This is a genomic window from Streptomyces sp. ISL-66 (assembly GCF_018614135.1).
Lineage (GTDB): Bacteria > Actinomycetota > Actinomycetes > Streptomycetales > Streptomycetaceae > Streptomyces.
Window position 1 is genome coordinate 1 of record NZ_JAGGOW010000084.1, and the last position, 26,258, is coordinate 26,258.

Here is a 26,258-nt window from a genome sequence, read left to right on the forward strand (position 1 = left end):
TGCCATGACTGATGGCCTATCAAGACCAAGACCCTGCGCGCAGGCGATCTACCAAACTCATGATCTGGACTCCAGACAGGACCTAGTGCTCGCCCTGCGTGCAGCCCTGGAAGGGGCCGTTCGAGGCACGCAGTTCGCGCATGCAAGGGGTCTTGATGGTCGCGGTGCCAGGTGCTGGGGCCGGCGTATCCGCAGGTGTCAGGATCAGTAAGTTCTTGCCAGGCCAGCCAGAGGGCGTGGAGGCGGGCGATGGCGACGGAGTGCTCGGTCCATCGGTGGCACCATCGGGCCTCGACTGAGGCTTCATCGAGACATCAGGGGACGAGGAGGCAGCGGGCCGATGTGCCCCAGACTCTCTTCCTCGTATCAGGGGCGGAGTTGGATCTGGGCAATCTTCATGCCGGTGGACAGGAGCAGGGCGGTGCCCTTGGGCATGGCGCGGATGTCGACCTCTTCCTTGATCTCCTCGCGCTGCGTTCCACGACTGTGCGCCGCTGTCGCGGCTCTTGCCGCAGGAGCTGCGGTGGATGGTGTCCTTACCGATGAGGGTGGCGATGTCCGCGACGAAGCCCGGGGTCGTCCACGCCGATGCCGAGGACCTTCTCTGTGGCCGCGCCCCGTCGCGCGTGCCCCGAGCCGAGGAGGACCTCGCGCCGGTCCGAGGGTGGCCGGTGTCGGCCGGGGTGAGGTGCTTGGCGGCGGCCGACGGTGGGGAGGCGTCCGGTCGCCTCCGTGGCGGCCGAGGACGAGGGGGCCCTGGGTGCTGCTGAGTGGCCGCGCCACTGCGGGGCGGGGGCGACCGACATCGCCAGTGCGGCTGTGTACTGCGGCGGTGATGACGTCCGCCTCGTGTGGTGCGTCGTGTCGTTCTGGGCATTGCTGTGCTGACCTGGCGGTGCGGGTGGGCGTGGGGCAGTGTCCCGGGGGCGTGCGACGTCTTGCGCACGCCGTATAGGTGGGGGTTGCAAATAGTAGTGCGCGCGGGTGACCGGGGGCCGTGCCGCCTGTTTTGAGTGGTTCCTTGACCTGAAGGTGCATTGCAGTTGAGCCATTGTTTCCGAGCTCCCAGATGGCCTGTGGCGAGGGCCAGCGGACCCACGAATTCGAATGGTTTTCCTACCGCAGGGAGGGCTCTTGTGGGGGACGGCACCCGGGAGCAGTGCGGGCTAGGCTCTGCGTTTCCTGACGGGTTCGTGAAATTTTCACGGACGTGGGAGCGGGTGGTCCTGTTCGAGTGAGCGGTGGGGCCGCCTCGCACGGTCAGGCATGCAAGTGTGCTGGTCAACCAGGGAAGGGCAGACCAATGACCGGGATTTTCGCGAACGGGATTGCAGCGGATTCGATTTCTGGTGCGGTGTGGCGGAAGGCCTCCGCGAGCAACCCTTTCGAGAACTGTGTGGAATTTGCACAGCTGGCCGACGGGGAGGTGGCGGTGAGGAACTCGCGGTTCCCGGGCGGTCCGGCTCTCGTGTTCACACCGTCGGAAGTGATCGCGTTCCTCGATGGTGCGAAGAAGGGTGAGTTCGACGGCATGACTGTCTGAAAAAGCATGGCCTAGGGTTGCCGCAGCGGTTTGCAGACTTCACGATGTGCTCCGGCACATGATCGCCATCGTGAACGAGGAGTCGCACGTGGCCGCACGGCATTTGGATGTGGTCGGCCGGGCCGATCTTCCGGAGTCCCGGAAGAAGGCCCGGCCTTCGAGTACGGTCCGCCGGCTTTTGGGCGGGCGCATGCGGGGGTATCGCAAGGCCGCCGGCTTGACTCTCGAGCAGGTCGCCCAGAGGGCGGCGCTGGGCTCCGACACCAAGATCAGTCGGATCGAAACCGGCAGCCCGGATGTGACCCTGACCCGTCCCCTCATCCAGGGCCTGCTCAGCTTCTACGGGGTGGTTGACCCGCACGAGATCCGCCTTGTGATGGAGCGGGTGGATCAGATCCTGACGGACGCCGCCGATCCCTGGTGGGCGGGACAGGACGGGGTGGTCCCCGGACAGTTCGGTGATCTGGTGACCATGGAGCCGCTCGCCGACCGGATCACGGACTACCAGAGCGAGTTCGTGACCGGACTGCTGCAGGTCCCCGACTACATGGATGCCGTGCTGCAGCATCCCTGTCTCACTCCCGCGGAGCAGGCAGTTGTGGACCTGCGGCGTAAACTGCGGCTGGAGCGGCAGCATCTCCTGCGCGGCAAGACCTCTCTGGTGTACACGGCGATCATCGACGAGGCGGTACTGAGCCGGCCGGTCGGTGGCCCGTCGGTGATGCGCGAGCAGCTGAGGCACCTGTACAACCTCGCCGAGAACCGCGGGAACATCCATATCCGTGTCTATCCCTCGGCGGCCTGGGAGAAAGCCCTGCCGATGACGTCGTCGCTGACCTTGCTGCAGTTCCCCGCGGCGCAGCAGTGCGGCGACATGCTCTACGAGGAGAACGCCGGGCGCGGCGGGGCGTGGTTGCAGGAGGAGCGGGTCGAGACGGTGAAGGCGTCGCTGGAGCAGCTGCGTGAGCATGCGCTCGACAAGGAACAGACGCTGTGTTTTTTGGACGAGCGGATCAAGCGGCTCGTCTAGGGCTAGCGGGTTTGGGCGACGCCGCCGTATTCGATCCAGTCGCGGCTGTAGGGGTGCAGGAGCAGGTCGGTGTCGGGGTTCCAGGTGGAGACTTCGACGGGCTGCGGGTGCTCTTGGAGGTTCATTTCCTGGAAGAAGCGGCCGATGTCGGCGGTGGAGCGGACGCGTCCCCATCCGGTGATGGTGCGTTGCATGAAGGCGGTGAGGTCTTCACGCAGGGTGGGGTCGTCGCTGGCCAGGTGGGAGATGACGATGAAGCTGCCTGAGGGCAGCCGGGCAGCGACCTCGCGGACCAGGCTCCAGGGGTCGGCGTCGTCGTCGATGCAGTGCAGGACCGATACGAACAGTGCGGCGACGGGCTCGTTGGCGGCGAGGAGCCGGCGCACCCGGGGGACGCTGAAGATGGTGTCGAGTTGGCGGATGTCGGCTTCGACGACGGCGGTGGTGAGGAGGTTCTCTTCCAGGACCATGCGGCCGTGGGCGCAGACCATGGGGTCGTTGTCGATGTAGACGACGGAGGCGGCGGGGTCGATGGCCTGGGCGACCTCGTGGACATTGGGGCGTGAGGGCAGTCCGGTGCCGAAGTCCAGGAAGCGGCGTACTCCGCGCTCGCGGGCCAGGTATCGGACGGCGCGGACGAGGAAGGCGCGGTTGCTCTGGGCGAGCTGCGCCATGGTGGGGGCGATGCGCAGCAGGCCTTCACAGGCGTCGCGGTCGGCGGGGTAGTTGTCGGTTCCGCCGATGAGGTAGTCGTACATGCGGGCGTAGCTGGGCCTGGTGAGGTCGATCATGGGGGGTGGTCAGCTCCCGGAAGGTGCCGGTCTGCCACACCGCAGTTCCGGCCGTCGAGTAGCGCCACATGCTAGGGGTATTCGATAGCTGCGCACCAGACTGCATTTATGTCGTGGTGGTGCACGCGGCGCAAACAAGCCGCGCCGTTTTGATGCCCGCGCACCCCGTGTCGTATCGGGGTCGCGTTCGCTTGGGCAAGGGTGTGCCGGTGCCATCATTTGTTGAATATGCCAGGTGAATTCACGGCGTCGCGGCCAGTGCGCGCAGGGCCGCCTGGTGGAGGCTGGAGAACTCGCTGGGTGAAATGCCCATGACCTCGGCGGCTGCTTCAGGAGCGAGCCCGAGGCGGTGGCGCAGGATGAGCGTGTCTGCCTGTGAGCAGGGCAGCAGGGCTGGCCGGGCGCGGCGTTGGGCGGTGGCTTCCACCTCGCCGGTGAGGAGTTTCCAGACCAGGGCTGCTGGGGAGGGGCAGGTCAGCGCGGCGGGCCAGGACCGGGCGACATCCGACAGGACGGTGTCGGCGAGGTCGGCGCCACGGCAGGCGCTGCGCAGGCGGGCGGCCGCGTAGCGGGCGTAGAGCGGCCGGTACTTGGAGCAGAACGCCTCGTAGGCCACGTGGGCCGCGGGATCGGATTCATCCCCGGTGCGGGTGGCTGGGCGGGGTGGGGATGTGGGCGGGTTGCGCGGTGGGCGGTCGGTGTGCCGGAAGGCCGGGTCGGACATCAGTACCCCAGGCAGTCACGTCTGCGAAAATCACGGCGGTGAGCCATTGGCCGGATCGGGTCACTCCGAACAGAGCAACCGGTGCCGGCCAACAGCGAATGTGGGAGTGCGGGCCCGGACTGGTATTCCGGCCGGGCCCGCCCGTCTCAGCTGCGGCGGATACGCCAGTAGGACACGCAGGTCCGGTCGGCGAGGATGGCCGGGGCCGCGGTCAGCATCAGCTCAGGCGGCGCACCTTTCGACACCACGGCCGCCAGAGCGGCCGCCGTGAGGAGCGAGCCCCAGCGGGCACCCACCGAAAGAATGCTGAGAATTCCCGTTTGGACTTGCGGCGGGAGCGGAATGGTAACGTCGGCCGTCATCGGCAGCGGGCTCATGCGCTGCCGAAATGCGCGTTCAATCACGCGAGTCTCCTAGGTTGTTCGTGTGTGCCGGACGTGCCGGGTCCCGAGGGGTGCAACCCTCGGGACCTTTCGGCTGTCCGGAGCCGGAACGTAACCACCTGGGCCACAGGCCTGACAATCATTCACCGGCATGAAAAGCGGTACGCCGCCCACCGGTTCGCACCCGGTCCGGCCCGCCATACCCCACCCGTGCACACCGAACCGCGCCACAAGCAGCGCAGTCCGCTCGGAACCGATCAGCTGCGGTCACGGGAAACGCCTGTCCCCCGAAAACCACCACCCGTCACCCACCGCCGCGTCACCCGAATGGAGTACATGTTTGCTGGGGACGCACCACCACACACACGATCGGAGAAATCGGCACTGCCCTCGCAACTTGCTTCACCCGTCCGAGCCGGCGTCTCCTACGCGGCCCGACCCGGTCCACGGACGCCACGTCGGCCCGCAGGTCCTCCCCCGTCCCCACGGCCAGGCCGTGGCCGGTCGGCCGCCATGTCGCACCACCGGTTCTGGTACCCGCGAGTGCACCCGCCACCGGGCGAGACCGCGCGCCCCGCCAAGGGGGGGTGAGGTACAGGCCGACTTTCCAAAGAGCCCCATCAGTGCCGCCGTTCAAGGTTCGCGAGGCGGTCGCTGAAGCGCCATGGGCCAACGTGAAAGCTCAGGACCTTGCGGCGGTGTGCGAGTACCTGGGCCTGGCACCACGGCAGCCGGGTGAGAACCGAGATCGGGGTTCTGGCGCACATTCCGTGAACGATCTTGCTGGCTCCCCACCAGCAGGAAAGTGCGCACCACATGACCTGCGCGGATTGGATGTCACGAGCGGCTGGTGGAGCCCGAGCCAAGATCGTTCACGGAATGTGTGCCAGAACCCGAAACTCACCTACATAGCCATGGGGCGGCCTTCCGGTTCGGCTCTTGTGGGGCGTGTCCCAGGAGGCCGCGCGGTGGGCCGCGTGCTTTTTGGCCCGGTGCGCGCCGAAGGCGCAGGGCCAAAAACCCTGCCCCGGAACGGGGCAGGGCGGTCCGTGCAGCGGACCGAATCGCCGGTGAACGCGCCCGAAGGGCGCCCGGCGATTCGCCCGCAGGGCCCGCCAGGGCCCGGAGGGCGGCACGCGGCACGCCGTGTGGCAGCCGTGGGCCACGCCCCAGAGAAACCCCTGCCACCGGCCCGCGCGCGGCCTTGCAGCCCCTGCTGCGTCCCGTCCCCGGCCCGGGATGGCCGGCTGTCCGTCTGCGTCCGCCGTGCGGGTGAACTCCCGTCACATCACGGCCGTTCGCTTGCGCTCTGAATCACACCCGCACCGCCGAACGCCTCATCGTCAAGGCCCGCGCCGCCACCCGGCCCTAGCCGCCGGGGTGCCGGCACGGGCGCAGTGCGGGGGCCGCCACCAGGTGGTGGCGGCCCCCGCCTGCTGTTCCGTCACGCTGAAGGCACCGACTCCGAGGCCCCGCGGGCCAGTTCGACGCAGCGGATCCCGCCGCTAGGGTGCCACGCCATCGCCGGGCCGGCTGCGTCCCCGTGGTCCTCGCACCAGGACTCCGGGACCAGGCCCCCGCAGTCGTACCGGCGGCACGCGCACCCCTGCGCCGAGCTGGCGTACGGAACGCCGTGCCGGACCACCCCGCCCGCCGTCCCCTCTGCGGTGCCCCGCAGGCCGGCGGGCCAGGCCAGCGTCACCCGCAGGCCGCCCGACCCCGACCGGAACCGCTCGATCACCCGCACCTCCCCCAGCACCGCCAACGGCCCCGTACCCGGAGCCGTCAGCCGGCCCACCGACGCCCCGAAATGCTCGGCCGCCAGCTCGGCCAGCGCGTCAGCGTCGGCGTCCGTGGACCAACCGGACAACTGGTCCTCGCCCTCGGCGTTGTCGGCCAGGACCAGGTGCGGACCATCGAGCCGGAACCGGGACGTACGGCGCCCGGCGCCGACCACGACCAGCGACGCTGACGGCATGCCGACGGGAACGCCGATCTTGTCGTGAGCGAGCAGCCACGCGACCACCGCCGCCCGGTCGAACTGCGGATGCATCTCCGTGCCACCGGCCGGGGCGGGGAAGTCGGCGTGTCGGCGGCGCCAGTTCATCACTGCGGCCCGGCCGACCCGGGCCATCCGCGCCACCTCCCCAGCAGCGCCCGGTCCTGGCCCGGGACAACCGGGGCGAGGGCGGCGAGCGGGGAGCGGCGGCCCGCAGGGGCGGCGTACACCGCCCGCCAGTCGACCAGGGGGCGGACGACGGGGAGCAGGGCGACGTCCTCGGCGCTGTACAGCGGCACCGTGGTGACGCCGCCGTGATGCTTGTAGTCGATCTCCACCGATCCGGCCGGGGCGACCCAGCCGAGCCTGACGACCTGGTCGAAGTCGACGCGGCGGACGCCCAAGCGCACCGCGCTCTGGTCTGGGCCCAGGGGCACGTGCCGGTCGAGCAGGGCGGGCAGGTTCCGGCGGCGCGCGAGGGCGGCCACCTGGTCCGGGTGGACGTGGGGGAACTCGGCGTCCCCGCCGAGGCGGACCAACAGGCCGGCTCCGGCGAGGTGCCCGACCGCCGCAGCGGTCACCCTCGTCCGGCACCGCAACGGCTCCCCCAGAGCCTCCGTCAGCCGGTCCGCCGCCACCCCGGCACCGACCGGGCCCCGCAGCGCCGCCCGGACCGCCTCCGGGTCGGCAGCCTCCACCACCGCCCGCGACCACAGTCCCGGGCCAGCGTCCGCCGGCGGGACCAGGCCCGAGCCGACCGCCCACCGCCAGGCGGCCAGGGGCACCCGCAGCCTGCCCGCGGCCTGGCTCTCGTCGTACACCTCACGCTGCTGCCTCGACATCGAAACGCACCTCAATCGCACATCACGGCGGCCCGACCATCGGGCCGCGCCGGAAACATCCCTGAACATCCCGATATCTGTCGATACCTGTTGCTTCGTGGCTCGTTGGGCCCACACCGCCAGATCCGCGCTCACGTACGCGAGGGGAAATTCACCCCTGCGGGGGTGTGCCGGTCCCGGACACACGACTGCGCGGCCCGCCACCGGGTGGTGGCGACCCGCGCAGGGTCGGTCAGAGAGCTGGTGCTAGCCGGTGGTCAGGACGCCCGCTCGAAGGCCAGCGTCGCGTTCGGACAGTCCGCCGCGTACCGCAGCAGTGCCTCCCGCTCGGCCTGGTCCACCGCGAGGCTCCAGCGGTGCTTGGTGGCCACCCACTCGCCGATATACCGGCAGTGCACGGCCGGGGCCGGCATCCATGTAGCCGGGTCCTGGTCGCTCTTCTGCCTGTTCGAGCGGACAGAGACACCGACCAGGGTGACGTCTGAGCCGAGGTCGTTGGCATACCGGCGGCGCCGCTCCGTGGTCCAGCCGTAGCCGCCAGCTGGCGGGGAGCGTCATTCGAACCGTGCGGTATTCCCGGCTCCGGAGGAGCCGGAGACCATGACGTCGTCGTCATACGAGTGCCACACACCTCCGGTCAGGGTGCAGCCGGCGCCGACCGTCGGGGCCTCGATCGCCTCGGCGATCAGTACGTCGCTGCGGGCCGTGCAGCCGTTTTTGTCGTCGTCCTTCCAGTGCGGGTAGAGCTCGCGCTTGTAGCCGTCGCGGATCTCCTCGGCGACCGGGAGGGAGGTGATGGCCTCCGTGAGCGTGTACTCGTCGGCGTGCGCCACAGGGGGCGGGAGCGAGGGCGGCGAAGGCCAGGGCGGTGGCGGCGAGGCCGCGGCGAAGGTTCTTGATCACCGCCCGGTGATACCGCCCCGGCCGTCGTCAAAGTGGCCCCAAGCAGCGGTGTCCACTCCGCCGGAGCAGCGGATTCGCCGCAGGAACGATGCGCCCCTCCCGGGGCAGCACCAGCCGGGGCAGCGGCGGCCGATCCTCTGTCCTGCCAGGTTCCGCGTGCCGGGCCGTAAGCGGGTACCAGTGCCAAGAGCCGGGCCCCGTGGGGCGCCGGCTCTGTTGGCACACTCGCGCGCCAGCGCGATCGTGCGGATTTCCCCTGGTGATGCAGCGGTTGGAACCGGTAGCAGGTCAGGGTCTGTCGCCGGGTTACCCCAGGCGTCTCTCGATGGTTGCAGCCAACCGCGAACAGGGCAAGGACCGCCGGGACGGATACGAGCCAAACCACCCCCACACCATCACCATGGGTCACACCCCAGGCCATAACGGCACAGACGGCTGACCATCCGCGCAGGTGGCCGACTATCACATCACTCGGATGAACATATTCCGCAGGTGGGCCACCCCCAGCCGGAGCGGGACCACGGTGAACCAACCACCGCACACGGTCACAGTCGGCATGCGGAGAGTGCCAGGATGATCTCGCCACACAGCGGCGCCAGACGCTGCGGGCAAGCGAACAGGTTGGAACCAAAAGGGACTTCCCGTCCCCACACGGTGTCCGTCGCGCGACGGACGCCCCAGCAAGGTAAGGAAAATCCATGTCCTCATCAGCAGCCGACCACGGGCCCACCCCAGCCGGCAACGCGGTCGCGGTCACCGTCGCCACCCTCTGCGCCACCGCGCTCACGGCCACCGGAACCCCGATCACCGATGCCCTGCTCCTGGTCGCCGGAGCCGGCACCGCCGGCGCGCTGTCCGGACGACTCGCCAGCGCCAAGCCCGCACGCGAGGTGATCAGGAACCTCCTCAACTCCCCCAGCTGAGGAAACACGAGACGTGGGCCGGCCCGAACAGCCCGTGTCGCACCCATACCGGGCCCTGGGGCGCCTCGCCCTGGGGCTTCGGAGCACGCGACACGCAACGCACCTCACCTACAGCGAGCTGGCCGCAAGGTCCCCCGGCTTCAGCCGCCCGACCCTGCAACGCGCCGCTTCCGGCAAGACCCTGCCCACCCAGGAAGCCGTCACCGCATACGCGCGGGCCTGCGACACCGACCCCGGCCCGCTCCTCGCGTTATGGAAGGCCGCGGCCAAGGAGCGAGCCGCGGGAAACCTCCGCAAACCGGCACCCGCTGTCCGGCAGATCCAAGACGAGGCCGACATGGGCGCAGCCCTGCGCAACCTGCACCTGGACGCCGGCGCCCCGTCCTGCCGGGAGATCGAACGGCGCACCCGCAACAGCACCGACAGCATCCGGGTTCCCCGCAACACCGTGCACCAGATCCTGTCCCGACAGCGCTTTCCCAGCTCCAGAGACCAGCTCCGTGCGCTCCTGGCAGCTCTGGGCGTCCCCCTCTCCGGCCACGAGAACTGGCTGCGGGCCTGGTCACGCGTCAACCGCCGCCTCCAAGCCGACCGCCGCGCCACCCGGGCTAGGAGAGACAAGCTTCAACGCAGGATCACCCTCACCAGAATGTCCGCGACCTACACGGCGGACCTCTGCGGCGTCATGCCCGCCCCCAGAGCCCAGCCCCCTGCGGGCGTCGACTCCACCCTGTCCGCATGGGTTTCCAGCCTCAGCAGCAGTTCCTGCCAGATCTCCACAATCACCTTCACGGCACCAGACGGCACCACGACCGATCCCGTGCCCTAAACACCCCAAACCACCAAGCGGACGGCGGCCCAGTTTGGCTTCGAGCCCAGCCAGATCCGGAACTGACCTACGCCGACGACACGGATCAAAACTCATTGCCTGTTTGCAATCTGGAGCTGCCCGAGCCCGGACGATCTGACGCCCTTGGGGTGCCCTGCGTGTGGGTTGTGGTCCATCCTGAAGGACCTGGCTGAACTGCTTGTCGGAGCGATCTGGCACGCTGCTCGCCATGATTGATGACGACTTCATCGGCACTCAGGCTCCGGTCCGCAGGATTCTTGATCCTGACGAGGCGATCGCCACGTTGGAGGGCGCTGTTCCTGGGCTCGTAGGTCACCGCAGGCCGGAGCCGGTGAGGTTTGACTGGAGTGTCATCGAGGATGGCCTCGGCGTCATCTTGCCTGCCGACTTCAAGTGCCTGGCCGAGCGGTATCCCGCGTTCGCCCTCGATAACTTCCTCCGCGTCAGCCTTCCCGACCCGGGCAGGGAGATTCATCGCTTTAGGGCCATGCGGAACGATCGGGACTGGTGGGACTCTGATGATGCCGCCGACCTGCGCCACCCTTATCCGGCGCCCGGCGGCTTGCTGCCCTGGGGTGAGTCGTATGAGGGCGACCGGTTCTTGTGGAGCTCCATCGAGCACAGCCCGCAGCAATGGCAAGTCACTGTCGCGTCTCGGAACGGGGGCTGGTGGCACTACGAAGGTGGAGTAGTGCAATTCCTGGCCGAGCTCTGTGACGGAACGCTGGAACCTTGGGCCCTGCCCCCGGTCAGCACGAAGGTCACAGAATCCTGACTGCCTGCTCAGAACAGGGGTGAGAACCGCTCGGGGGGCTTGCGTGCCTTGGTGATGCGGCGGGTCATAAGGGTGATGGCGGCCCAGGTGATGAGGGTTTCGGAGTGCTGGACGAGCCGTTCGTAGTCGCGCACATGTCGGCGGGCCCGCATCATCCAGGACCAGGTCCGTTCCACTACCCAGCGGCGGGACAAGATGACGAAGCCGGAGGTGTCCTTGGGTCTGCTGACGGTCTTGATCGTCAGGTTGAGGTACTTCTTTGCCCAGGTCACGAGCTTGCCCGCGTAGGCGAAGTCTGCCCAGACGATGGTGATCTCGGGGTGCATGAGGCGGAGGCGGAAGAGGACTTCCTTGGCCGCGTGGCTGTCGTGGAGGTCGGCGGGGGTGACCATGACGAGCAGGGGCAGGCCGCGGGTGTCGACGACCATGTGGCGTTTGCGACCGTTGATCTTTTTGCCCGCGTCGTAGCCGCGCGAGTCAGGGCCGACGGTTTCGGCGGCTTTGACGGACTGGGAGTCGATGACGGTGGCGACCGCGCGGGGGCCTTTGCCCATGTCGCGGCGGATCCGTTGGGCGAGGACATCACGGATCTGGTTGATGATGCCGCGGGCGGCCCAGCGTGCCATGAAGCCCCAGACGGTCCGCCAGGGCGGGTAGTCCGCTGGCAGGGCCCGCTACTTGCAGCCGGTGTCGACGACGTAGCGGATCGCGTCGACGATCTCGCGCCGGTCGTGCTTCTCGGGCCGGCCGCCGGTGGGGGTCTCGCAGGCAGGGACGGGCAGCAGGTGTTCGAGCAAGGCCCATTCGGCGTCGGTGGTGTCGGAGGGGTAGCAGCGTCGGCGCATGGCGGCTGGCCTTCAAACCGGTGCTGCCCGGTGCCCGGCCGAAGGCCGGGCACCGGGCAGCGAAGGGGTCAGTAGCTGTTGACGAGGTCGAGGGTGGACTCGATCGAGTTGAGCTGGGCGGTGATGTGGCGGACCCACTTGTCACCCGGGTGGGCGGCAGCGTGGGGTGCCACGGTGCCGGTGATGAACCGGCGGAACTCGGTGAGCTTCTCCTTGATCACCTTTCGTTCGTAGGCTTCCAGAGCGGCCCGTTCGGCTCCGATCTGGTAGCCGTCGGACCTGCTCCAGATCAGCGGGGGCCATCCCTGGTCCGCGATGACGTCCCGCAGGGCGGCGAGTCCGGACCTCGCCTGGCTGGGGGTGAGGTCGCTGGCGCGGGTGAGCTGGTGGAAGAGGAGTCCGGCCGGGCGTGCTTCGAAGAGCACGAACCGGAGGGTGTCGGCGTGCCGCAGAGCGGCGTCGCCCCGGCGCCGTGAGGCGCGGGGCATGGCTACTGGCCTCGGAGAAGGGCGGCGAGCTCGTCGTCCATGTCGACCTTGCCGGTGTCGACGGCGTTCTCGATCCAGTCGAGGGTGGCTCGCACCTTGGCGATGTTCTGGTGGACGATGTTCGTCCTCGGTCAGCTGGCGGTCCCGCAATCCCGGGACGGCCCGGCCGGCCGCGGCGACGAAGGAGTGGCAGGCGGTGACCAGGTCCAGGAACTCGACCGTGCGGTTGATCTGCTTGACGGCCGGTGCGACGGGACTGGTCTGCTCGAAGTTCTCGCGGGCCTGGCGGCCGCGTTCGACCTGAGCGTGGTTGACCTGGTGGCGGGCGGTGTCTCTGTTGACCGGACTACTGAACGACACTCCGAGGCGGTGGAGCGGTCAAGCAGGGGCTGACCGGTAGATCTCAGGCAGAGAATAGAAGGAGAGCTGCGTGAGGTCGTTGGATGAGGTGGAACGGGATCTCGGTTCGATCCGTCTGCCCAGGTGGGGCAAGGTCGTGCCGTCGGACGGCGTGGTCCCCTGGCTCGTGGTCGATCCGGGGGGTGTGCCGGTCGAGCCCGTTCGGCGGTACCTGCGGGACTTTGTCGCCCGGAACCGGCCCGGATCTGTACGCAGTTACGCGTACGCGTTGCTGCGGTGGTGGCGGTGGCTGCGCGTTGTTCAGGTCGAGTGGGACAGGGCCACGTCGGCGGAAGTGCGGGACCTGGTGCTCTGGCTGAAGCAGACGACCAAGCCGCGCAACTCGCCACGGACGAAGTCCGCGTCCACCGCGGGGACGGTCAACCCGATCACCCGCAAGCGGAACCCCGGAGATCGGTACCAGACCCGGACGATCCGGCACAGCAATGCGGTCGTCCGCAGCTTCTACGAGTTCTGGATCGAGGCCGGGCACAGCCCGCTGGTCAACCCGGTGCCGCTCGATCGCAGGGGTGGGCGCCCGCACGCTCACCACAATCCACTGGACTCCTTCCGGCCCGAGGGCCGGATCCGGTACAACCCCAAGATCCCCAAGGCCAGACCGCGTGAGATCCCCGACGAGCGGTGGAACGACCTCTTCGGCGCCCTGCGCTCCAACCGCGACCGAGCGATCCTCTCGTTGGACATCAGCAACGCGGCCCGGGCCAGCGAGGTACTCGGGATCCGGGGCGTCGACCTGGACTGGGGCGACCAGCTGGTGCGAGTCAGCCGTAAGGGCAGCGACGACGCGCAATGGCTGCCGGCCAGCCCGGACTCGTTCGTCTGGCTCCGCCTTTACCTGGCGGAACTCGTCCCGCTGGAGCCGAACGATCCGATCTGGTGGACGCTTCGACGCCGTGACCGCGGAGCTGGACTGCGGCTTCAGCCGATGAACTACGAGGCTCTGCGGGCGGTGTTCCGCCGGATCAACGCTGTCCTGGGCACCAACTACACGATGCACGACCTCCGGCATACCGCCGCCCTGCGCATGAGCCGGGACAAGAACCTGACCCTGCTCGACGTGCAGACCATCCTCGGTCACGTCCACCTGAGCACCACTGCGGACGTCTACCTCCTGGAAGACGAAGCACAGGTGATCCGCCGCGTCGCTGAGCACCTGGCCGAGCGCGAACTTCGCGCCCAGCAGGCCCCGCCACCGATCGCCGTCGGCTACGAGGCCGACGACCTGGCCGTGCTGTTCGGAGGCCTTCCCCGATGACCGTGACCACCATCGACCCAACGGATTACACTCCCTCACCACGAGAAGCCCTCGGCTACCAGCAGATGCTCGCCGCCGACCGCGGTCCGTTCGACGATCTCTCGGTCGAGGGCGTTCTGGAGCTGTTGCCGTCGCTGACGACCTTTCCGCCGGCGACGAGCAAGCGCAGCAGGGGCAAGCGCGCGGAGCGGTCGCGCGGTACCGCCCGAATCCTCCGCTGGCTGCTGTCCTTCCCCGGGGACGGCTGGCAGGAACGGGGGCTCGCCTCCGGTATTGACAGCGGCCTGGACTGGGACTGGATCGACCTCGTCACCACCGAATACGGGTCAGCCGAGGTGCCACGACGGGCCATGACGACGGAGGGCCTGGGCTGCCTGCTCCTTGCCAGGGTGGTGCGGCCGAGCTACGAATTCCTGCAGGGCTACCGGACCTCGGGGCTCTACCGCCACGCCAAGCAGGAGTTCGGCGCCGAGCCGTTCGACAAGGTCCGCCAGGCCGGCCTGGCCCGGGGAATGATCTCCAGCCAGCTGAGCACGGCTGAGAACAGCTTGGTGAAGGTCGCCTTCCGGACCGGCCGCGACCTCGACCGGCTCACTGCCGATGACCTGATCGCCTACCACCAGTGGAGCAGGGAAAACTTCGCCAGGGCGCCCGCGGGGCTTCACGCCGCCTGGGATCTGATGCAGGACGCCGGCCTGCTGTCCGCCGTGTTGCCGTTGCGCCGGACGGTGGCGAGGGGACAGCTTTCCACGGCGGCCATGGTGGACCGGTACAACGTCCAGTGCCGGCCGGTGCGCGATGTGCTGGTCCGCTATCTGGAGGAACGCCGCCCGAGCCTCGACTACACCTCGCTCCAGCACCTGGCGAGCCGGCTGGTGGGTGCCTTCTGGGCCGACATCGAGAAACACCACCCGGGCATCGACACCCTGGACTTACCCGCCGAGGTCGCCGAGGCGTGGAAGGAACGGATCAGATTCATCACCCGGGACGGCAAGGACCCCGTTCCCCGCCAGACCCGGACCGCTGTGCTGACCGGAGTCCGGGCCTTCTACCTGGACATCCAGCAGTGGGCACTGGAGGAGCCGAGCTGGGCGGCCTGGGCGGTCCCCAGCCCTGTCCGCAAGGCCGACACCGGCGGGTTCACCAAGGTCAAGAAGAAGGTCCGGGCCAGGATGCACCAACGGGGGCGCGAACGGCTGCCCCGGCTCCCCGAGCTGGTCGACACCACCGAAGCCCATCACAGCACGCAGAAGAAACTGCTGGCCGCAGCCCAGGCCACCGACGTCGGAGAGCTCTTCGAGCACGAAGGCCGACGTTATCGCCGCATCAACCGCCGGGAGGACCGGACCAAGAAACGCTTCCAGTACCGGCCGGAGATGGAGCTGATCGAGGACACGGCCACAGCGGAGCAGTTCGACGTCACCTGCGACGAGGACGAGGCGTTCTGGGCCTGGGCCCTCATCGAGACGCTCCGGCACACCGGCGTGCGGCTGGAGGAACTGCTGGAGATCACGCACCTCGCTCTGGTGTCTTATCAGCTCCCCGACACCGGCGAGATCGTGCCCCTGCTGCAGATCATCCCGTCGAAGGGGAACGAGGAACGGCTCCTGCTGGTCGGCCCCGAGCTCGCCAGCGTCCTCGCCACAGTGATCACCCGGCTCCGCGGCGACAACGCCGGCACGATCCCTCTCGTCGCGCGCTACGACTACCACGAGCTGGTCACCGGGCCGCCGCTACCGCACCTCTTCCAGCGCCGGATCGGCTGGAAACGCGACGTCATCAGCACGAACACGCTCTACCAGTTGCTCAACGACACCCTGACCCGCGCCGCCCTCACCGACCAGACGGGCGAGCTCCTGCACTTCACGCCGCACGACTTTCGCAGGATCTTCGCGACCGAGGCCGTCGCCGGCGGACTGCCCGTCCATATCGCCGCCCGTTTGCTCGGCCATACCAGTACGAGCACCACGGAGGCGTACCTCGCCGTGTTCCAGGAGGACCTGATCCGCTCCTACCGGGCCTTCCTCGACCAGCGGCGAGCGACACGGCCCGCAGAGGAATACCGTGAACCCACGACCGACGAATGGCGCGAGTTCCAGGAACACTTCCACACCCGCAAGCTGGAGCTCGGCGACTGCGCACGGCCCTATGAAACCCCGTGCCAGCATGAGCACTCGTGCCTGCGCTGCCCGATGCTACGGGTCTCCCCCAGGCAGCGGCCCCGGCTGATCGAGATCATCCGCAACCTCTCCGAGCGCATCGCAGAAGCGCGGACGAACGGCTGGCTCGGCGAAGTCCAAGGACTCCAAGTCAGCCTCACCAAGGCCAAGGAGAAGCTCGTTGCCCTCGACCGCAGTCTGGAACGCAGCCGCAGCACCGGTCAGGGCGGTCCTACCGACATCGGCATGCCCGTAATCACCAGGCGGCTATGACGGAGCTGCCCGAGCCGGTGTCTCCCGATTCGGCGGGACTACGCCAGGAAGTCCTGCCAGAAGGCCACCGTTGCCCTGGGGCTCCAGTCGTCAGGGGTGTATGCGCCGAAGTCGTCGAACTCGTGGTTGATGTAATCGGCCAGGTCAGCGCCGTAATAGATGATGTCGGTGCCCCAAATGGACATGACCGGGTGCCCGTGGGCTTCATGGCCTGCGGGCAGGAAGCGGTGCGCGTACACGGGAACGAGCTTCGGTACCTGGTCCAGCAGCAACGTAGCTTCGTGGAGCGCGTCATCCGCATCCGAAGGCCGCTGCCCCCAGGTCGCATGCCAGTAACCGCGCTGAACTGCCTCAAGGATGCCTTCGACCGGCCATTCAAGGTGTTCCCGAAGCTTCACCGGGTCGCCATGCCTCCAGTTGGGCCACGGGTTCTCCCAGGTGTCCCCCTCCTCGGACGGCTGCCTCACCGGAAGACCCGCTGCCAGAAATGACCGGTGGTCGCCAGCGAACTTGAAGCCGTACTCCTCCTCAACACGGCGGAACTCGGCGTCGGTCAGTCCGGGCTCAATCTCACAGCAGTCAGCGGCGGCGAGCAGGCGCGCAGCCTCCAGTCCCAGCTTCATCCCCATGGGCGTCATCACCCTCGAACAATAACCCCTCTGAGCTGGGGTGATACCAGCCAGCCTTAGGCTCACGCCGCATGCGAGAGGGCAGGTTCAGTGCCGTGCTGCCCGTAGTCCGGATAATCGTCCGACATTGCACGGAAGGCAACGTCCGGCCGCCTGAGCAGGCCCGTGGTCACCGTCGCGGCGACACTCTCGTCGCGGGTCAGTTCCTCGACCGCCCGGACCCGGTCCTGCTGCCGGACCTGCGCAACGACTGTGGGCCGCTTGAGCAGATCGCCGGTGACAACTGCGGCGATCTGCTCGTCCTCGACCAGAACGTGGGCCGCGCTGATCCGTCGCAGCAGGTCACCTGTGACGACCGCGGCGACTGCCTCGTCTCTCGCGAGGGTGTGGATCGCGCTGACCTTCTCCTGCGGGGTGATGGGCCTCTCGACCTGGCGGCCGACCCTCCGCGACGCGTCGTCGGGAGTCCACCGGGTCTTCCCTCCTGGTGAGGTGAGGATCGCGTTGAACCGCTCCTCTTCGTCCGAGATGCCTGCCAGGATTCGGTGGACCGTGAAGGACATGCGGGCTTGCCGGTGCTGTTTGGGCCACCGCGAGGCGACCCAGCGGGCTCCGTTCACTGCTGAGTAGGACAAGCCGATGCCCTCGGCCAGGCGGAACAGTGAGTCCTTGACCGTGAACAACTCCTCGCCCCGGTCCTGCGGGCCCTGCTCTCGCATGGGCTCGATCTCCAAGGCGTAGTCACCCATCGCGAACTGACCCCGGGTCTGGGCTTCCACGATTTTGCGCAGTTCCGCGACGATCTGCTCGTAACGGTGGGCGCTGACGCTGCCGACCTTGTCGGCACTCTCGATCTTCTCGGGCATGGTTCTCACCACCCTGAACGGGCCGGGGCACGGCCCCTCGGCCGTGACAAGACGCGGCCCGCTGTCGTGACCGAGAGTCGAACCCACCTGCCGAAGATCACAACAGGTGACCGGAAGAAACCCGAATCTGATCGGAAGTCCGATTCGGATGCGTTCGTGCAGTGGTCACTGTGACCGTTCTCCGAACGATTCGTTCCGCGACCGCCAGGCCCTCATGACGCACCGCCGCGAGCAGTAGACGGCGTCCGAACGCCGATCCACGCCAGCCACCCAGGGCGTCCCGCACTCGGGACACACCACCCTGCCCGCCCCGCCCAACTCCGCCATCACCCGGCGCCGCAACCGATGTTGCCGCCGCCATGACCTGGCACGACACGCCGTCGAGCAGAACACGGCGTCCGGCCGCGAAGCCGGTCTCAACCGGTCACCACAGCCTCCACACACCCGCACTCCGGGCGGCCCAGAACCCTCGGACACCACTACAGGCTACGGCCCCGGACACCTCGAAATCAGGGATATGGATCAGGCACTGAGGGGTGCGTGCTCAGCGACCGGCGGCCGGTGCGTGGCGGACCGGCCATGCCGGCTTCGGGAGCCTGGGCGCGCGGCGCCTGTGGGCTTCGAAGGCGAGCCAGGCGGCTCCTGAGGCGACCGTCGTGAGGAACGGCGGCGCCCAAGCGGCCAGCTGCCAGACGGCCGCGACGTCCAGAGTGCTCACCAGCGCCGCCGCCGGAACGGCGGCCAGGGTCAGCAGCAGCGTGATCCTGGCCCAGAGCGGCAGCCTGCGGCTCACCGCGGCGGTCGCGAGGCCCAGGCCCGCGCTCGCCGTGAGGATCACGGCCAGGGCCACAAGGGCGACGGCGAGGTCGACCATCAGGGCGAGAAGTAGCAGGATCAGGCCCATGTCGTGCCCACCTCCGGTCTCGTGGCGACCCGTCGCGAGGGCAGGCGGATCCGACTCCGCTGCTCCGGCAGGTTCACCGGAACCCATACTGTCAGAGGTATTGAACGCGTTCAACACTGCCTCCGGTGTCACCCGTAGGCCCTGGTGTCGGCGGCGGGGTCCGGCGGTGGGGGCGTGGCACGATCGCGGGATGCAGTACCGGTACGCCACCGAGGCACACAGGACGGCTCCCAGCACGACCCGTTCCGGATCAGCGTCGCCACTTTGCGAGCTCGCGCGGCGTCCAACCACAGCTGACCTCCACCATCAGAACCGAGGAAGACCCGATCTGCTTCTCGGCCCAGGCGTTCTACATCGGGTCTTCCTCGTTGTCGCCCCAAGGCTGACAGCGGTCCGGAAGACTTCTACGCTGGTGAACAGCCAGCAGGACGGCTTCAGCGCCTCAGGCGATGGCGACTCGGCCTGCGTCGGTGATCTCGACCAGGTCGGGCCGCTCGCCGCTTGCGGGGTGCACGACGCGGATTAGGTCGTTCTTCCACAGCTCGGCCGAGGCGCGATGCAGGTCGATCTGTTCCTCGGCCCAGGCGTTCCAGACTGGGTCTCCCTCGTTGTCGTCCTTGATTTCCGGGACGGGCTTGGTGACGAGCCGGGGGAAGAGGTCGGAGCGGGCGACGGGTTCGGTGGATGAGCCGATCACGCGGAGCAGGCCCGCCTGCTGGTCGGTCAGGTTCATGGTCGGTTCCCTTATGACATCACCAGCTACCGCAACCCCCTCGAGGACACCGACGGCATCGCGGTCAGCGGCACCCGGATGCTCCTCACCACCAACGAGACCGCCGGCACGCCCGTGGGAAGCTCGGTCTTGTCGGAGGCCCTCGGCGCCGATCACGTACAAGTCACCGGTCTCGCCTTGAGTCCAGGGCTCGGGGATCTTGCTATTCACGATTCCCTCCGTGTTAGAGCGGACGCCGTGATCGATCTCGGCGCCAACCGCGGCCCATGATCCCTAAATCCGGTCTCCTCTTCGGGTGGTCCGGACATACGCGGCTCCCTACAAGAGACGCTGCGAAGTGTACAGTTCTGTACATGAGTGACACACTGCCGATCACCGAAGCGCGCGCCCGGTTCGGGTCGCTGGTCCGCCGCGCCTCCCACTCCCGCGAACGCATCACCATCACCGATCACGGCCAGCCGGCGGCCGTGCTCATCAACCCCCAGGAGCTCGCCGACCTGGAGGACGCCCTGGCCTTGGCCCTGTACCGCGCGCGCCAGGGCTCCGGAACCGCGTCGGCCGTGCCCCATGACGACGTCCGTGCCCGGCTCGGGCTGGAGCGCAGGTGACCTACGCGATCGTCTGGGACGAGTCCGCGATCGATGCGGCCGCCCGGTTCCTCAAGGACGACCCGGACGGGCTGCGGCAGCTGATGGACGCCATCGACCTGCTCGCCGACCAGCCCCGCCCCGACGGGAGTGCCGAGTACGGCTCCCCAGACCTGCGCCGGATGCACGTCGGGCGCTACCGGGTCATGTACGAGATCACCGAGGCCACCGTCACCATCGTGGTCATCCACGTCGGCCGCCTCGGCTGACAGCCCGCAGCAGCGCACGGCGAAGGGCCGGACCGACCGTGGTCCAGCCCTTCGCCCATCTCTGTCGGACCTGCTGGGTCTAATGGGTCTGCCGGGTCGGAGCTGGTCACCGTCCGGATGCGGGGCGAGGACCGCGGACGCCGGTAGCCGCTGGTAAGAGCACCGCGGCGGCGTGCAACGGCTGGATCGTATTCGAGGACGAAGCCGGGCAGTCGATGGCGCCGCCGCGCGCGAGGAGCTGGGGACGCAAGGGCTGCACTCCGGTGGTCCGGGTGCGTGCCCGGGGCTCGGGCCGGGTATCCATGGCCGGGCTGACCTGCCACAAGCCGGGGAAGCGGTCCAGGATGTTCTACTCGGTGCGTGAGTACCGAGGCCGCAAGGGCGAGCCGAAGGGCATCGGCTGGCGCGACCTTCGCGACCTGCTGGTCAGGGCCCACATTCAGCTCGGCGGCCTGATCGTGCTCGTGTGGGACAACCTGCGTATGCACCTGGTCGAACCGATGCGCGAGTTCATCGCCGACCACGCGGACTGGCTCACTGTCTTCCAGCTGCCGAGTTAATCGCCGGACCTGAACCCGCAAGAGGGCATCTGGTCGCTGGTCAAGCGCGGCATCGGCAACCTCGCTGCAGCTGACCTCGGCCAGATCACCCGCGCCGTCAAGCACAGGCTCAAGCAGATCCAGTTCCGCCCGGACCTGGTCGACGGCTGCCTCACCGGCACCGGCCTGATCATGGACGACTGACTGACATCACACATTCAAGTTCAATTGGGTGTGGCTCCTTTCGGGGGATGGAGTTGATCATTTCTTGCAGGCCCGCGAACAAGCGAGAATTCTGGTTGGCGTGAACAATGGTGGTCGTGGAGGTCCGCGAGCATGGTGAACATGGAGCTTTTCGAGATGGCAGTGGCCGCTCTGTCCGCAGAGTTCCCGGCTGACGAGCGTGGCCGCATGCTACGTTCACCCGGGATCAAGACATCCGGCAAGTTCTATGCCTTCGCCACCAGCGCCGATCTCGTCGTCAAACTGCCCGCCGCGCGGGTTGCCGAACTCGTCGCCACAGGTATCGGCCGGCCATGCGAGCCGCGCCCAGGGCGTCCGATGCGTGAGTGGGTACGTGTCGTCCCCGCCGACGACGCAGCGTGTCTGGCCTATCTGAGGGAAGCGCGGGCATTCGTGGCCTTTCTCACGAGGTGACCAGCGTCTAAATCAGCGAAGGGTGATCGCCATGGCTGAGACATCCAGCCCTGCTCTGCAAACAGCTCTGGCCTACCATCGGGCCTGGACCGGGCACGATTTCGAACACGCCATGACTTATGTCGCCAGCGACGTCGTCTGCGAGGCACCGGCCGGGCGCTTCGAGGGCGCGGCGGCGTTCCGGGGATTCATGGGTCCCTTTACTCAGATCCTCACCGGTTCGGAGCTAATCGCGGCGTTCGGCGATGAGCGCACCGCGTTGCTGATGTATGACACCGCAACCGTCCCAGTCTCCAGTGCCCCCGGGGCGGAATGCCTGACCGTGGAGAACGGCCGTATCACCCATATCCGAATCATCTTCGACCGGACGCCGTTCGATGCCGCGCGCAACGCACCGCCGCCTTCCTGACCCGCTGGGCGCCAAGTATGTATCGGCAGCGGTCGTTGACGGGTACGAGTTTTCTTCGGGAGTGCCTGAGCAGGCGCTGAGGGCGTATTCGCACCGCGCCCTGATAGACCCGCTCATGCTCCCGGGCGACATGAAACCGCCAATAGGCGTCGAAGTCGCCGTTGGCGATCACCGCCCGGAGTTTGAGAACCGCCTCCGCACCGCCCAGCCCCCACCGGGCCCCGGAAATATCAAGACGGTCCGCAATGAGATGACGGCACGCACCCTCGATCACCCCGGACGCGATCGGCCAGCCCGCCAACGCGACGTCGTAACGCAGGAACCCCTCATGCCCGGTCAGATACTGAACTTGATTGAGTGATGTCGGGGCCGTTCGCCTGACGGCGGGCTGCTTGGGTTCGGTAGGCAAGGGGCGTGAGGTACGCGCAGGGTGGCGGGCTAACCGACGCCGAGAGAGCCAGGCGGGAGCGGTTACAGCTGCAGGCCGTCGAGTGCTTTGAGGGCGGGCAGAAGAGCGGCGAGATCGCTGCCGCGCTGCGGGTGAGCGTGCGGTCGGTGGAGCGGTGGCGGCGGGCCTGGCGCGAGCAGGGCCAGGGTGGGGTGCTGTCGAAGGGATCTCCGGGGCGGCCCCGACTCAGTGATGGTCAGACCGCCCGGCTGGAGCGGGGGTTGGAGCGGGGTCCGCTCGCCCACGGCTGGGCCGATCAGCGGTGGACGCCGGCTCGGATCAAGACAATGATCGGCCGAATGTTCCACGTCTCATACACGGTCGAGGGCACGTGGCAGTTGCTGAAGCGGCACGGCTGGTCGTGGCAGCAGCCCGCCCGGCGGGCCATCGAGCGCGACGACGACGCGGTCGAGGTGTGGAGGAAGGAGACCTGGCCGCGGGGCGTAGCGTTGGGCAAGAGGTCCGTGCCGAAGGCAACCCGGCACGGGCCTCTTGTCGCCTATCCGATCGCGCTGTTCAGGTCCCCGGAGGCCTCTTCCCATGCGGAGGGTCCGAAAACGGCCTCGACCACGTGGCCGTTGCTGTCCTGGCGGGAGATTACGAGCGAGCCGCTGCCCTTGACGGAATACGTGTAGCGGACCCCCTCGCCCGGGTGGTCGTCGTTGAAGTCCCGCACACGCGAGGGGGCCGCTTGCTGAAGGTGAGCGGGGATGGTCGCGGGGAGCAGAGTCACGTGAACTGTCATGTCCGGACTCTACGGCTGGCCTGTGACAACCAGCGCGTAGCTGGCATCGCGCTGAGCCTGCACATCAGCGGGGACTTCGCCGCGCAGTCCCCTACCCGGCGCGGCATAAGGCCCGAGAGGACTTGCCGTCGTCCCCGCAGGAACGTCGACTGTGAGGCTTGCCCGTTTCGCGACCGTGACCGCTCTCGCCGGGGCCCTGGCCGGTGCGGCCGTCGCGCCTGTCGGCGTCGCCGGCAACAGCCCAGCAGACCAGCACGACGCACCTCTGCTCCTGCTCCAACGTGGGCGGCAACCCCGGCCACACCATCAGCGCCTTGTGGTGGAAATCTGGGTTTTGATCATGGTGTGTGGGTGAGCATGGGGCCATGGCGGGATGGTTGAGGGTGTGCTGGTGGGGGTTGGCGGTCGTCGGGGTTGTCGCGGCGGTGCTATTGGTGGTGTGGGTGTCGGTCGGGCATCCGGAAGGGGCCGATCAGGGCTGGGGCATCGCTGGGGCGGTCGCCGGGGTCGCTGCGCTGGGGGTCGCACTGTGGCAGCTGAGGATCACCGCACGGACGGCGGGGAGCACGGTGTCCGCGCCGGTTCCGGTGAGCGCGGAGGGCGGGTCGGTTGCGGCGGGTGGTGGCGTCCGCAACGCGCGGGCCCGTGACACCGCGTCCGGTACGGGTGCGGCGCCGGGGGGGCCGGGGATCTCCGCGAGCGGCGGGTCGGTCGCGGCCGGCGGGGACGTCGACGGGGCCAGCGCCCACCAGGGCCCGTGAAGCGCCGCTGGTGGCGCCCCGCCGCCGACTCGCCCAGCGACGTTTCAGCGTCCCCGGCGGTGGCAGCTGCCCAGGGGTCGATCGCGGCAGGCGGCGACATCGTCAACGCGGTTGCCGTGTACTCCGAGCGGGCGCTGCCGGCAGAGGCGTACGCGCCGATCCCTGCGGACGCCGCAGAGCGCGGGGTGTCGAACATCCCGGCGGCGGCGGGGTTCGTCGGCCGCGGCGCGGCGTCGGACGCTTTGGACGCGGCGTTCGCCGGCGGTGCCAGCGGGGTGGTGCTGCACGGGCTGGGCGGGGTCGGCAAGTCCGCGCTGGCCGCGCATTGGACCGCGCACCGTGCGAACGCTCGCGCGCGGTGGTGGATCCCCGCGGACAGCACGAAGGCGGTCGACGCCGGGCTGGCGTCCTTGGCACGCGCCCTTCAGCCGGGGCTCGGAGAGCTGCCCGTCGAACTCCAGACCGAACGCGCGGTGCAGTGGCTCACACAGAACGGCGACTGGCTGGTCGTCCTGGACAACGTCGACCGGGTCGAGGACGTCGGCGCGGTCGTCGGGCGGGTCGCGGGCCGGGGCCGGATCCTGGTCACCACCCGTCTCGCGACCGGCTGGCACCAACACGCCACCGCCAGCGTCCGCCTGGACGCCTTCGAGCCGACCGAGTCGCTGGCCCTTTTCAACCGCATCCTCACCCACCACGGCCCGCGTGACATTGAAGGCATCGATGCGCTCTGCGCGGATCTGGGGCACCTGGCCCTCGCCGTCGAGCAGGCCGCCGCGTACTGCGCCGAGACCGACGGCTCTCTGGCTGCCTGGCCGGACCCCGCAACTCAACCCCCAGGCCAACAGCACCTTCGCCTACACCGTGTCCGACACCCCGGGCGTGCCGTCGACCATCACCACCAGCGCCCTGACCCGAGATGCAGAGACCCCCGTCCGGACGAAGGTGGTCAGCCTCCTCGACGGCTTCGGCCGCACCCGCCAGACCCAGTCCACCTCACCCAGCCCCGGCTACCTGGGCCGACTCATCAGCGACACCCGCTACGACTCCCAGGGACGCACGGCCACAACCACCGCCGCCTGGTACAACAGCGACGCGGGCCCCGGCAGCACTCTCGTGGTGGCGGCGGACTCCACCGCGCTCCAGCAAAACCGCACCTCATATGACGGCCGCGGCCGCGCACTCGTGGTGTCGTCCTGGTCGAACAACGTGGAGCAAGCCCGCACGACGAGCAGCTATCCGGATGCGGGCCGCACGGATGTGGTGCCGCCGCAGGGCGGATACCCGACCAGTACCTTCACCGACAGCCGTGGGCGCACCACCGAGACCTGGCAGTACAGCACGGCGACGGCCACGGGTATCCGCACCGACGCGACAGTCACGGGCTACACCTACACACCCGCGGGTGCCGCCGAGACCCGCAAGGACGCGGCGGGCAACACCTGGAAGTACACCTACGACCTCCAGGGACGACAGATCCAGCAGGTCGACCCTGACGCAGGAACCTCTACCACCACGTACGACGGTGCCTCGCGTGTTGCGGATACGATCGATTCCCGTGGCAAGAAGCTGGTCTACACCTACGACCTGGCCGGACGTAAGACCGGCATGTACGACGGTTCCGTCACGGCGGCCAAGCAGCTGGCCGGATGGACCTTCGATACCGTGGCCAAGGGTCAGCCGACCGCATCGACCCGGTACGTCGGAGGCAGCACCGGGCAGGCCTACACCACGGCGGTGACGGGGTACGACGACGCCTACCAAGCCACTGGCTCCACCATCACCATCCCCGGCACCGAGGTCGGGCAGGCCGCCGGCACGACGTTCACCTACACCACCACCGCGAAATACGACAAGCTCACCGGCCAGTTGAAGTCGTCCAGATCTCCGGCTCTGGGAGGTCTGCCGGACGATCCCTTCAACTACGACTACAACGACTACGGCCAGATGTTCTCGTACGCCGGCGCAACGGTCTACGACGTGCAGACCGACTACGACGCCTACGGCCGGGTCATCCGCTCCACGGTGAACCCCTGGGAATCACAGGTCGTAACCACTGCTGACTACGACCAGGCGACGGGACGGCTGCGCAACCAGTACCTGGACAAGCAGACCTCGCAAACCGGCGCGGTCCAGCAGACCGGCTACACGTACAACGACGCCGGGCAGATCACCTCCGTCACCAACATCCCCGACAACACGCCTTCGGCTACCGACCGGCAGTGCTTCACCTACGACAGCCTCGGCCGGATGACCACGGCCTGGACCGACACCGCCGGCATCACCGTCCCGGCCGCTAGTGTCCTGCGCCGGAGATCCGTTGGCAGAAGCGGGCGAGGGAGTCGAGGATCTCTTCGGCTGTTTTGGTCCAGGTGAACGGGGTCGGGTTTTCGTTCCACTGCTTGACCCAGGCGCGGATGTCGGCTTCCAGGGAGCGCACACTCTTGTGGGCGCCGCGGCGGATCTTCTGGTCCGCGAGGAAGCCGAACCATCGCTCGACCTGCTCGA

25 protein-coding genes and 7 pseudogenes are annotated in these 26,258 nt (G+C 68.3%); 15 read left to right on the plus strand and 17 right to left on the minus strand.

Translation table 11 applies throughout. The annotated features are described in order from the left end of the window. Positions 1 to 251: pseudogene (locus tag J7E97_RS17060) on the minus strand (DUF4913 domain-containing protein); the annotation flags it as partial. 1,052 nt (positions 252 to 1,303) lie between these two features. Between J7E97_RS17060 and J7E97_RS17065 the strand changes: the two are divergent. Together J7E97_RS17065 and J7E97_RS17070 are read left to right on the plus strand one after the other, a co-directional pair. Next, the gene (locus J7E97_RS17065) at positions 1,304 to 1,543 is read left to right on the plus strand and encodes a DUF397 domain-containing protein (RefSeq protein WP_215027964.1); all 240 of its coding nucleotides are present in this window, start codon (positions 1,304 to 1,306) and stop codon (positions 1,541 to 1,543) included. 58 nt (positions 1,544 to 1,601) lie between these two features. Beyond that, complete coding sequence (locus J7E97_RS17070; protein WP_215027965.1) at positions 1,602 to 2,573, plus strand: helix-turn-helix transcriptional regulator; 972 nt, start codon at positions 1,602 to 1,604, stop codon at positions 2,571 to 2,573. A gap of 2 nt (positions 2,574 to 2,575) precedes the next feature. Here the strand turns inward: J7E97_RS17070 and J7E97_RS17075 are convergent, their stop codons facing one another. From J7E97_RS17075 to J7E97_RS35880, 6 genes are all read right to left on the minus strand, one after another. Next, a complete protein-coding gene (locus J7E97_RS17075) occupies positions 2,576 to 3,364 on the minus strand; it encodes an SAM-dependent methyltransferase (protein WP_215027966.1) in 789 nt (262 codons plus the stop codon). A gap of 241 nt (positions 3,365 to 3,605) precedes the next feature. Continuing rightward, entirely contained in the window at positions 3,606 to 3,980 is a 375-nt protein-coding gene (locus J7E97_RS17080; RefSeq protein ID WP_215027968.1) for a hypothetical protein, read from the minus strand. A 254-nt stretch (positions 3,981 to 4,234) separates the two neighbouring features. Next, the gene (locus tag J7E97_RS17085; RefSeq protein WP_215027969.1) at positions 4,235 to 4,492 is read right to left on the minus strand and encodes a hypothetical protein; all 258 of its coding nucleotides are present in this window, start codon (positions 4,490 to 4,492) and stop codon (positions 4,235 to 4,237) included. Between the two features lie 1,423 nt (positions 4,493 to 5,915). After that, on the minus strand, positions 5,916 to 6,605 hold the full coding sequence (locus J7E97_RS17090; protein WP_215028006.1) for a hypothetical protein: 690 nt from the start codon (positions 6,603 to 6,605) through the stop codon (positions 5,916 to 5,918). Further along, positions 6,578 to 7,312 carry a hypothetical protein gene (locus J7E97_RS17095; RefSeq protein WP_215027971.1) on the minus strand — a complete coding sequence of 245 codons (735 nt, stop codon included), beginning with the start codon at positions 7,310 to 7,312 and terminating at the stop codon, positions 6,578 to 6,580. Before J7E97_RS17095 ends, J7E97_RS17090 begins: the two co-directional genes overlap by 28 nt. A 554-nt stretch (positions 7,313 to 7,866) precedes the next feature. Continuing rightward, on the minus strand, positions 7,867 to 8,145 hold the full coding sequence (locus J7E97_RS35880) for a hypothetical protein (RefSeq protein WP_251054700.1): 279 nt from the start codon (positions 8,143 to 8,145) through the stop codon (positions 7,867 to 7,869). A 768-nt stretch (positions 8,146 to 8,913) separates the two neighbouring features. Between J7E97_RS35880 and J7E97_RS17105 the strand changes: the two genes are divergently transcribed. The 3 genes from J7E97_RS17105 (at position 8,914) to J7E97_RS17115 (ending at position 10,763) form a co-directional block, all read left to right on the plus strand. Next, positions 8,914 to 9,138: a hypothetical protein gene (locus J7E97_RS17105; protein ID WP_215027974.1), complete on the plus strand. Its 225-nt coding sequence runs from the start codon at positions 8,914 to 8,916 to the stop codon at positions 9,136 to 9,138. A 13-nt stretch (positions 9,139 to 9,151) separates the two neighbouring features. Beyond that, positions 9,152 to 9,967: a helix-turn-helix transcriptional regulator gene (locus J7E97_RS17110; protein ID WP_215027975.1), complete on the plus strand. Its 816-nt coding sequence runs from the start codon at positions 9,152 to 9,154 to the stop codon at positions 9,965 to 9,967. 229 nt (positions 9,968 to 10,196) lie between these two features. Next, positions 10,197 to 10,763 (plus strand): SMI1/KNR4 family protein, encoded by a 567-nt coding sequence (locus J7E97_RS17115; RefSeq protein ID WP_215027977.1) that lies wholly within the window; start codon positions 10,197 to 10,199, stop codon positions 10,761 to 10,763. A 49-nt stretch (positions 10,764 to 10,812) separates the two neighbouring features. Here the strand turns inward: J7E97_RS17115 and J7E97_RS17120 are convergent. From J7E97_RS17120 to J7E97_RS17130, 3 genes and pseudogenes are all read right to left on the minus strand, one after another. Next, positions 10,813 to 11,608, minus strand: a pseudogene (locus tag J7E97_RS17120) (IS5 family transposase); the annotation flags it as partial. Positions 11,609 to 11,676: 68 nt separating this feature from the next. Further along, positions 11,677 to 12,096, minus strand: coding sequence for a RacP protein (locus tag J7E97_RS17125; RefSeq protein WP_215027979.1), 420 nt, complete (start codon positions 12,094 to 12,096; stop codon positions 11,677 to 11,679). 2 nt (positions 12,097 to 12,098) lie between these two features. Further along, a pseudogene (locus J7E97_RS17130) lies at positions 12,099 to 12,432 on the minus strand (DUF6192 family protein); the annotation flags it as partial. 94 nt (positions 12,433 to 12,526) lie between these two features. Between J7E97_RS17130 and J7E97_RS17135 the strand changes: the two are divergent. Next, positions 12,527 to 13,771: a site-specific integrase gene (locus J7E97_RS17135; protein WP_215027981.1), complete on the plus strand. Its 1,245-nt coding sequence runs from the start codon at positions 12,527 to 12,529 to the stop codon at positions 13,769 to 13,771. After that, entirely contained in the window at positions 13,768 to 16,203 is a 2,436-nt protein-coding gene (locus J7E97_RS35885; protein ID WP_251054701.1) for a site-specific integrase, read from the plus strand. The genes J7E97_RS17135 and J7E97_RS35885 overlap by 4 nt, the downstream gene beginning before the upstream one ends. Before the next feature lie 38 nt (positions 16,204 to 16,241). Here the strand turns inward: J7E97_RS35885 and J7E97_RS17145 are convergent, their stop codons facing one another. The 4 genes from J7E97_RS17145 to J7E97_RS35890 all read right to left on the minus strand — a co-directional run bounded on the left by J7E97_RS17145 (position 16,242) and on the right by J7E97_RS35890 (position 19,335). Next, positions 16,242 to 16,832 (minus strand): hypothetical protein, encoded by a 591-nt coding sequence (locus tag J7E97_RS17145; protein WP_251054702.1) that lies wholly within the window; start codon positions 16,830 to 16,832, stop codon positions 16,242 to 16,244. Positions 16,833 to 16,894: 62 nt separating this feature from the next. Next, a complete protein-coding gene (locus J7E97_RS17150; RefSeq protein WP_215027985.1) occupies positions 16,895 to 17,698 on the minus strand; it encodes a DUF6192 family protein in 804 nt (267 codons plus the stop codon). A gap of 544 nt (positions 17,699 to 18,242) precedes the next feature. Then, positions 18,243 to 18,602, minus strand: coding sequence for a hypothetical protein (locus J7E97_RS17155; protein ID WP_215027987.1), 360 nt, complete (start codon positions 18,600 to 18,602; stop codon positions 18,243 to 18,245). A 442-nt stretch (positions 18,603 to 19,044) separates the two neighbouring features. Next, a complete protein-coding gene (locus tag J7E97_RS35890) occupies positions 19,045 to 19,335 on the minus strand; it encodes a hypothetical protein (protein ID WP_251054703.1) in 291 nt (96 codons plus the stop codon). Positions 19,336 to 19,688: 353 nt separating this feature from the next. Between J7E97_RS35890 and J7E97_RS17165 the strand changes: the two genes are divergently transcribed. The 5 genes from J7E97_RS17165 (at position 19,689) to J7E97_RS17185 (ending at position 21,796) form a co-directional block, all read left to right on the plus strand. Next, positions 19,689 to 19,943: a type II toxin-antitoxin system Phd/YefM family antitoxin gene (locus J7E97_RS17165; protein WP_215027989.1), complete on the plus strand. Its 255-nt coding sequence runs from the start codon at positions 19,689 to 19,691 to the stop codon at positions 19,941 to 19,943. Then, positions 19,940 to 20,191: a type II toxin-antitoxin system RelE/ParE family toxin gene (locus J7E97_RS17170; RefSeq protein ID WP_215027991.1), complete on the plus strand. Its 252-nt coding sequence runs from the start codon at positions 19,940 to 19,942 to the stop codon at positions 20,189 to 20,191. Before J7E97_RS17165 ends, J7E97_RS17170 begins: the two co-directional genes overlap by 4 nt. A 185-nt stretch (positions 20,192 to 20,376) precedes the next feature. Beyond that, on the plus strand, positions 20,377 to 20,751 hold the full coding sequence (locus tag J7E97_RS17175; RefSeq protein WP_308346550.1) for a transposase: 375 nt from the start codon (positions 20,377 to 20,379) through the stop codon (positions 20,749 to 20,751). Positions 20,752 to 21,075: 324 nt separating this feature from the next. Continuing rightward, positions 21,076 to 21,387, plus strand: a complete 312-nt coding sequence (locus tag J7E97_RS17180) for a hypothetical protein (RefSeq protein ID WP_215027993.1) — start codon at positions 21,076 to 21,078, stop codon at positions 21,385 to 21,387. Between the two features lie 31 nt (positions 21,388 to 21,418). After that, entirely contained in the window at positions 21,419 to 21,796 is a 378-nt protein-coding gene (locus J7E97_RS17185; protein WP_215027995.1) for a nuclear transport factor 2 family protein, read from the plus strand. A gap of 109 nt (positions 21,797 to 21,905) precedes the next feature. Here the strand turns inward: J7E97_RS17185 and J7E97_RS17190 are convergent. Further along, positions 21,906 to 22,115 (minus strand): annotated as a pseudogene (locus tag J7E97_RS17190) (ISKra4 family transposase); the annotation flags it as partial. 95 nt (positions 22,116 to 22,210) lie between these two features. On the opposite strand from J7E97_RS17190, the pseudogene J7E97_RS17195 reads away from it, so the two are divergent. Beyond that, positions 22,211 to 22,714, plus strand: a pseudogene (locus J7E97_RS17195) (winged helix-turn-helix domain-containing protein); the annotation flags it as partial. Between the two features lie 29 nt (positions 22,715 to 22,743). On the opposite strand, the gene J7E97_RS17200 reads toward J7E97_RS17195, so the two are convergent. Then, positions 22,744 to 22,989 carry a hypothetical protein gene (locus tag J7E97_RS17200; protein ID WP_215028008.1) on the minus strand — a complete coding sequence of 82 codons (246 nt, stop codon included), beginning with the start codon at positions 22,987 to 22,989 and terminating at the stop codon, positions 22,744 to 22,746. A 1,039-nt stretch (positions 22,990 to 24,028) separates the two neighbouring features. On the opposite strand from J7E97_RS17200, the pseudogene J7E97_RS37025 reads away from it, so the two are divergent. Continuing rightward, positions 24,029 to 24,382: pseudogene (locus J7E97_RS37025) on the plus strand (tetratricopeptide repeat protein); the annotation flags it as partial. Positions 24,383 to 24,614: 232 nt separating this feature from the next. Further along, positions 24,615 to 26,126, plus strand: coding sequence for a hypothetical protein (locus J7E97_RS17210; RefSeq protein ID WP_308346549.1), 1,512 nt, complete (start codon positions 24,615 to 24,617; stop codon positions 26,124 to 26,126). Here J7E97_RS17210 and J7E97_RS17215 read toward each other — a convergent pair. Further along, positions 26,047 to 26,258: pseudogene (locus tag J7E97_RS17215) on the minus strand (IS630 family transposase); the annotation flags it as partial. The gene J7E97_RS17210 and the pseudogene J7E97_RS17215 sit on opposite strands and share 80 nt — an antisense overlap.